At 39.8% G+C, this 7,491-nt stretch carries 8 protein-coding genes; 5 read left to right on the top strand and 3 right to left on the bottom strand.

The genetic code is table 11. The features are described 5' to 3' along the window. Positions 1 to 114 precede the first annotated feature (114 nt). From QMA00_RS18190 to QMA00_RS18180, 3 genes are all read right to left on the bottom strand, one after another. Positions 115 to 462: a four helix bundle protein gene (locus QMA00_RS18190; RefSeq protein ID WP_075170549.1), complete on the bottom strand. Its 348-nt coding sequence runs from the start codon at positions 460 to 462 to the stop codon at positions 115 to 117. A 376-nt stretch (positions 463 to 838) separates the two neighbouring features. After that, positions 839 to 1,648 carry a bifunctional DNA-formamidopyrimidine glycosylase/DNA-(apurinic or apyrimidinic site) lyase gene (gene mutM, locus QMA00_RS18185; RefSeq protein ID WP_290158367.1) on the bottom strand — a complete coding sequence of 270 codons (810 nt, stop codon included), beginning with the start codon at positions 1,646 to 1,648 and terminating at the stop codon, positions 839 to 841. A 13-nt stretch (positions 1,649 to 1,661) separates the two neighbouring features. Further along, on the bottom strand, positions 1,662 to 2,162 hold the full coding sequence (locus tag QMA00_RS18180) for a hypothetical protein (protein ID WP_290158365.1): 501 nt from the start codon (positions 2,160 to 2,162) through the stop codon (positions 1,662 to 1,664). A 117-nt stretch (positions 2,163 to 2,279) separates the two neighbouring features. On the opposite strand from QMA00_RS18180, the gene QMA00_RS18175 reads away from it, so the two are divergent. The 5 genes from QMA00_RS18175 to QMA00_RS18155 all read left to right on the top strand — a co-directional run bounded on the left by QMA00_RS18175 (position 2,280) and on the right by QMA00_RS18155 (position 7,431). After that, positions 2,280 to 3,203, top strand: coding sequence for a manganese-dependent inorganic pyrophosphatase (locus tag QMA00_RS18175; RefSeq protein WP_290158364.1), 924 nt, complete (start codon positions 2,280 to 2,282; stop codon positions 3,201 to 3,203). Between the two features lie 173 nt (positions 3,204 to 3,376). Then, the gene (locus QMA00_RS18170) at positions 3,377 to 3,829 is read left to right on the top strand and encodes a transposase (protein ID WP_290158362.1); all 453 of its coding nucleotides are present in this window, start codon (positions 3,377 to 3,379) and stop codon (positions 3,827 to 3,829) included. 148 nt (positions 3,830 to 3,977) lie between these two features. Further along, on the top strand, positions 3,978 to 5,360 hold the full coding sequence (locus QMA00_RS18165) for an MBL fold metallo-hydrolase (protein WP_290158360.1): 1,383 nt from the start codon (positions 3,978 to 3,980) through the stop codon (positions 5,358 to 5,360). A gap of 495 nt (positions 5,361 to 5,855) precedes the next feature. Continuing rightward, entirely contained in the window at positions 5,856 to 6,194 is a 339-nt protein-coding gene (locus tag QMA00_RS18160) for a helix-turn-helix transcriptional regulator (protein ID WP_008110891.1), read from the top strand. Beyond that, positions 6,178 to 7,431 carry a HipA domain-containing protein gene (locus tag QMA00_RS18155; RefSeq protein WP_076922935.1) on the top strand — a complete coding sequence of 418 codons (1,254 nt, stop codon included), beginning with the start codon at positions 6,178 to 6,180 and terminating at the stop codon, positions 7,429 to 7,431. Before QMA00_RS18160 ends, QMA00_RS18155 begins: the two co-directional genes overlap by 17 nt. Positions 7,432 to 7,491: the final 60 nt, after the last annotated feature.

Raw genomic sequence — 7,491 nt, 5'->3', positions numbered from 1 at the left:
GTTTTAGGTTTTAGGTTTTAGGTTTTAGGTTTTAGGTTTTAGGTTTTAGGTTTTATCAAAAATAACCATAAAATTAGTGTGGGTAATTAAAATAGCTTAAACAATTTAAATCTCTCAGATTCGTTCTTTAATTTTAGAGATTAAGCTCGATAGCATCTTTGATAACTCAGATGTTTCACACAACCAAAGTTGGCCGACATTCGAATCAATATAGTTTATATCAATACCTATATAAATTTGTGTTCTAGCTTCAGCTAAAGAAGAACGAGCAATATCTAAAAAACGCACTTTTTCTCTGTCACTATCTCGTGTCATTCCCTCAGCAATATTACTAGGTACAGACAATCCTGCGCGTGTTAACTGATCTCGAAAACCAAAATCTTTTGTTATTGTTGGATTTTTATATATATCTGCACTTAAACGAGCAGCTCGTTTCCATACCTCTAAACTTTCAAAATTCATCATATCTATTATCCTTAATGATATATTTTGAGCTTAGTTTTTATTTAATAAAATACAACCTAAATTTTGCTCTTAATCTCTACCTAACACCTAATGCGCGGCATAAAGCCCCGCATACGCTCAATCCTTGCAATGTACGTGGCTTAATATCTACCTAACACCTAAAACCTGCTCTTTTACCTTTAACCAAACACCTGCACGACATAAATACCCACCTAAGTTTAATCCAAACACCGTGCTTGGCTTAATCTCTACCTAAAGCCTTTAAATTTATTTTGCACCACAGAGTGCACAGAGGCGCCTCGCGGAAAGAGAACGCCATAGGTTTGAGATTTGAGGTTTTCCTATTACCTAGTTCCTAATACCTAACACCTAATTACTTCTGACACACCTCACAAAAAACGGTGCTGCGTTGGCCTAAACGAATTTCTGTTAGTGCTGTATCGCAATTTACACAAGGCTGGCCTTTTCGGCCATACACTAATAGCTGTTGCGCAAAGTAGCCTGGCTTACCGTCACTTTGGGCAAAGTCTTTTAACGTCGTGCCGCCTTGGGTAATTGCAGCGGCTAAGGTGTCTTTTATAATTGGGATTAACGCTTGGTAGCGTTTAAGGCTTACTTTACCGGCTTCTTTTCGCGGATCGATACCCGCTTTAAATAACGACTCGTTAGCATAAATATTACCGACCCCCACCACAACGGCGTTATTCATAATAAACTGCTTAACGGGCACTTTTTTATTACGTGATTGCTCATAAACACGTTTAGCAAAAAAGTCATCGGTGAGTGGCTCGGGGCCTAATTTAGCAAGTAGCTTATGCTCTTCATTGGGTGCTTGCCATAAACAACAACCAAAGCGGCGTGGATCATTTAAACGAAGCGCCTTATTGTTCGCTAAAATAAACTCAACATGGTCGTGTTTTTTAAGTGGCTCGGTTTTATTTACAACGCGCAAGTTCCCTGACATCCCTAAGTGCAATATAGCCGAGCCTAACTCGCACTTTAACAATAAGTATTTTGCACGGCGTTCAATACCGCTAACCACCAGCCCTTCAAGTTGATACACCTCATCTGGCACAGGCCAGCGCATACTGGCATTATGAATATTTACCTTAGTAACGACTTGGTTTAGCACATGGGGGGTAATGCCCATGCGGCTAACTTCTACTTCTGGTAATTCAGGCATTTATAAAACTCACTTATGAAAAGGTAAAACTAGGAAATAATTGCTTTGCAATGCTTAAATCAAGCAACATTAGTCGCTGACTGGTTTTCTCGAGAAGATAATACTCACCATTTGCTTTATATAATAAGTACACCCAAGGTAGGGGCTCACCGGCGAGCTCAAACGTCGCTGCCGATAGTGGCTTATTAATATCAAGCGCATCAGGTGTGGCTGTCGTCATTAACGCTGTATTTTGCCATAAATAAACAAGCTCACTAAGTTGCTGCTCTGAACCTTGCCAACTAAGCGGTACCTCTTTGATCAAAGCAGTAGTACGCCAGCTTGTACCAATGCGCTCAATTTTTTGGTCGCTAAATTCAAGTGTTAACACAAAGCTTTGCACAGGAAGTAGTGGCTGCAGTTGCGCCTGCGTTTCATCGGATCCAATCTTTTTATGAAGACCATTTAAAAAGAAGATCATGATCAACATAGAAAAAATAATAACATTGTTCCAACCTTTGCGGCTTAATCGCATATGCAGTTCCTAATTTATATAAGGTTTTCAAGTTTAGCTAAAACTTAATTGCACTGTCTATATGTTAAAAGCTGGATACTTTGCTAGAATATCGGCAAATTTTAAGGAGTTTAGTCAATGTCAATGTATGTAGTGGGCCATAAAATCCCAGATTCAGATTCAATATGTGGTGCAATTGCACTGGCTTATTTAAAAAACCAAATTGATGAGCCGGCAATTCCAACCCGCCTTGGTGAAGTATCACCAGAAACACAGTTTATTTTAGATAAATTTGGCTTCGAAGCACCTGAGCTTAAACTTAGCTACGCTGGCGAAGACGTTTACATTGTAGACCACACAGAAAAAACCCAAGCACCTGATGATATTGATCAGGCTCGCGTTGTTGGCGTAGTTGATCACCATAAATTAGGTGATTTAACCTCATCGACACCGCTTGAGTGTTGGATCCGCCCTGTTGGTTGTTCTAACACCATTATTAAGATGATGTACGATTTTTATAACGTAGAGATCCCTAAAGATATTGCTGGCATTATGCTTTGCGCCATATTAAGCGACACGGTTATTTTTAAATCACCAACCTGTACCACAGCCGATATTAAATGTGTTGAAGCACTTGCAGAAATTGCAGGCATTGAAGACTTTAAAGAACTAGGCATGGACATGTTCCGCGTTAAATCAGCCGTTGAAGATACGCCTGTACGTGATTTAGTAATGCGTGACTTTAAAGACTTTAACATGAACGGTAACCTTGTTGGTATTGGTCAGTTAGAAGTTATTGACCTTGCGGTATTTGACGAGATTAAAGCCGACCTTGAAGCCGACATTGCCAAGCTTAAAGAAGAAGGCGGTCGTCATTCAGTATTTTTACTTCTGACCGACATTATGAAAGAAGGCTCACAAATGCTAATTGCATCAGACGATGCCAGCCTTGTTGAGCAAGCTTATGGTGAAAAACCAGAAGACCGTAAAGTATGGCTAGACGGCGTATTGAGCCGTAAAAAGCAAGTAGTGCCACCACTACAAGACGCTTTTAAGAGCTAGGTTCGAGGTTCGAGATTCGAGATTCGAGATTCGAGAAATTTAAAAACCTTGCGGTTAATATCGCAAGGTTTTTTTATACCCGTAGGCGGGAGTTTACCTCGCGCAGAATTTAGGTATTAAGCAACCCAATTAATTGCCTGCTATATTTACCTATAAAACCACAAGATATCAAAATGAAAAAATCACAAAACCTAAGGAAAGGTCGTATTTCAATACCCAACCACTATTACTGCGTAACCCTGGTCATTAATAACAGACAAAAGCTATTGAGCGATTTAAGTATCAATAGAAAAATAATTTATGAAATTAAGCAACTTGAAGAAGAAGGTGCCTGTAAAAGTATTGCTTTTGTCTTAATGCCAGACCATATACATTGGCTTTTTCAATTAAAAGTAAGCATGCATTTGAGCGCCTTAATTAGGCTATTTAAAGGCCGTTGCACCAAACTTGCCCGAGATCATCACAAAATTAATGAGCTTTGGCAAAGTGATTATTACGATCATATGATCCGAGATGAAAAAGATCTCATTAACTATGCGCGCTATATAGTAGCAAACCCGCTTAGAGCTAATATCGTTGATAACGTTGGCGATTACCCATTTTGGGATTGTATTTATTTGAAATAAAATATAAATACCCGTAGGCCGAAGTTTGTAAATGCAATTGAAAATTTGTAGGCGGGAGTTTACCTCGCGCAAGTTCTTTAGGCCTATCTACAAAGATTAAAATGCGCGGCATAAAGCCCCGCCTACAAAACAAGCAATAAGGACCCTCATGAAAATACTTCACCACGGAGCAGTAAATGGCGTGACAGGCTCATGCCACCAGCTGATAATAAACGACCAAAGCTCTTTTCTAATTGATTGCGGACTATTCCAGGGTGAAGATTCTGTAGATGATCTAAGCATTGAATTTAATATAGACACTGTTCGCGCATTAATAGTTACCCATTGCCATATTGATCATGTTGGCCGAATTCCCTATTTGTTAATGGCTGGCTTTAAAGGATCCATATTTACCTCTGTTGCATCAGCAAGCTTATTGCCGTTAGTCATTGAAGATGCATTAAAAGTGGGCGTTACGCGAGACCAAAAAATAATAGATACCTGCTTAAGGCTACTTAAACAACAAATTATTGAAGTTGATTTTAAAACCTGGTTCGATCTTCCTTGCAAAGGCGAACACACAGCGAAAGCCCGATTACAACGAGCAGGGCATATTTTAGGCTCCGCCTATGTTGAAATAGACATAAGCACGTCTCCTTATAAAGCTAATAATAATCATAGAGTGGTTTTTTCTGGTGATTTAGGCGCGCCCTATACGCCTTTACTACCCGCACCTAAAGCGCCCTATAAAGCCGATACCTTAGTGATAGAGTCAACTTATGGTGATAAAAATCACCAAGGTCGTAAACAACGTACGCAAACCTTAAAAAACGTGATTGAACGCGCTGTTGCCGACAACGGCGTAGTACTTGTGCCTGCCTTTAGTATTGGCCGCACGCAAGAACTGTTATACGAGCTTGAACAGCTAATTCATGCTTCTACTAAAAACTCACCTTGGCGCACAATACAAGTAATACTCGACTCCCCCATGGCAGCTAACTTTACTCAGCAATACCGAAAATTTAAATATTTATGGGATGAAGAAGCAAAACAAAAAGTAGCCAAAGGCCGTCACCCACTCGACTTTGAAAACCTCACTACAATAAATACCCATAGCGAGCACTTAGCGTTAATAAATTACCTCGCCACACGCCAAACACCTGCAATTATCCTAGCTGCAAGCGGTATGTGCACCGGCGGGCGTATAGTTAATTACCTTGAACGCTTTTTACCTGACAAAACAACCGATGTATTGTTTGTAGGTTACCAAGGGCGCGGAACATTAGGTCGCGATATACAAACCTACGGACCAAAAAATGGCTACGTGTTGATAAATAATACTAGGATGAATATTAACGCCAAAATACACACTATAAGCGGTTATAGTGCTCATGCAGATCAGGCAGGTCTCATTAAATTTGTAACCGGTATGCGCAAAAAGCCCCGCCATATAAAAATAGTCCATGGCGATGATGACGCTAAAAATGCACTCGCTACAAAGTATAGGGAAGTACTGGGGAACGAGGTGAAGGTAGAAATTGGGAAGGGATAGGTTAGAGCTTCGAGCTTCGAGCTTCGAGCTTCGAGCTTCGAGCTTCGAGAAATTTAAAAACCTTGCGGTTAATATCGCAAGGTTTTTAAATATCTGTAGCAGCGGGTTCACCCCGCGTCGATTTTAGGTTCTAGGCTTGAGGTTCGGTGTTTAGCTCTAGGCTCGTCGCCCGCAGCTCGCAGCCCGTAACTTCCTCTAAAAGCGCTGCGTCTCTTAAACTCTTTGTGCATAAATATTTTAAGATCTTATTCACAAAGAGAAGTGAATGAGGAGTAAATAAGAACATAAAACCATTAGCCCAACTGGTTAATTCGAGGTTCGAGGCTCGTAACTCGCTCCCCGCTGCCCACAGCTCGTCGCCCGAAGCCCGTAACCCGTCGCCCGTAATTCGCAACCCGAGTACAGTATAAAATAGCAACACTTAAGTTGCTAAAAACAACAATAGCAACTAATATGTTTCTATAAATTTAAAAAGCAACTTATTAGTTTCCTTAAATGAACCTTCTACAGCAAATAAAAAACCGTCGTCTTGCTCTAAAAATAAAACAAAATGAAATGCCCATGCGCATTGGTATTTCTAGGCAACAATACCAGCGACTTGAAGCAAAAGGCAATCCCAGATTAGATACGCTAACATTAGTAGCTCAAGGGCTTAATAGTGAAATAATGTTAATACCGAAAGAAAAAATGAGTGTGGTATTAGCAGCCCTCAAAAACAGTGATGGCAACATACCAACCGAACACCAAAAGCCTAATCAAAGCCTACAAAAAATAACTGTATCTGAAGATCCATGGAAAGGATTACTAGAGGATGAGGATGAACATGGAAATTAATGTTTTAAAGTTAACACTGCATGGCCATGTAGTAGGCTTTCTTGCTGGGGGTAAAAATGGCTTAAACATATTCCACTTCGATGAAAGCTTTCGTTTAAATAAAACGAGGCCAACATTTAGCTTAACTACACATCCAAACTTCCCACGAGCTGAAAAAATGATGTCAGAACCTTGGGTAACAAACCAACGCGTTCACCCCATACTATCAAACCTACTACCAGAAGGTTCATTACGCGAACTAATAGCTCAAGGCCTTAAAACTCATGTAGATAATGAGTTTCACATCCTTTCGTACCTCGGAATGGACTTACCAGGTGCTTTAGTTGCTGAACCAATGAAGCCTGAGGATGTTCCAATTAGCCTATTTAATAGTCATGGCCAAGTAACTGCGGTGAATTTTGACAAGTTAAATCAAGAGAATAAATTTTCTTTGGCTGGTGTCCAAATGAAATTTTCTATGAAAGAAAAAGACGGCCGATATAATTTAGCACGTGATAATGTGTTAGGTGATTGGATCATAAAAACCCCCTCAACTAAACATAAAGATGTGCCTACTAATGAGTTTACATCCATGACTTTAGCGTCAATGGTAGGTGTGGATATTCCGGATATAAAACTAGTTAATATTGAACAATTAGATAATTTACCTCAAATTAATTTACCTGATGAAAAACTAGCGTTTGCAATAAAGCGATTCGATAGGCAAAGCAATCAACGAATTCACATGGAAGATTTTGCACAAGTACTCGTTAAGTACCCACACGATAAATACGATTCAGGAAACTATGAGCAAATAGCAAGGATCTTATATCAGTTTTCAGAGGATGGGCTCGCTGATGTGCAACAGCTAGCAAGACGTTTACTTGCTAATATTCTGCTAGCTAATGGTGACGCTCACCTAAAAAATTGGAGTTTATTATATTCAGACCAAACAACGCCAAGGCTATCACCTGCTTATGATATAGTTACAACCAGTGTTTACATTGCAAATGAGCAACATTTTGCACTCAACCTCGCGAAAACAAAAGCATGGTACGATATCTCTTATAAACATTTTGAATACTGGTCTAAAAAAGCAGACACTCCTTGGCGAGCTATAAAACCTCATTTAGATGATGTAATTAATAAAGCGCGTACACAATGGCCAGATGCGATTAAGAATTTACCAATGAGTAAAGCACATAAACAACAACTTAAAACTCATTGGCAACGCCTTCATGAAGATTTTAGGTTCTAGGGATTAGGTTCGAGGTTCGAGGTTCGAGGTTCGAGGTTCGAGGTTCGAGGTTCGAGGTTC

Source organism: Pseudoalteromonas sp. APC 3694 (assembly GCF_030407565.1).
Taxonomy (GTDB): Bacteria; Pseudomonadota; Gammaproteobacteria; order Enterobacterales; family Alteromonadaceae; genus Pseudoalteromonas; species Pseudoalteromonas tetraodonis.
Note: the sequence above shows the minus strand (reverse complement) of the source record. Positions and strands in the feature narration are given on the sequence as shown.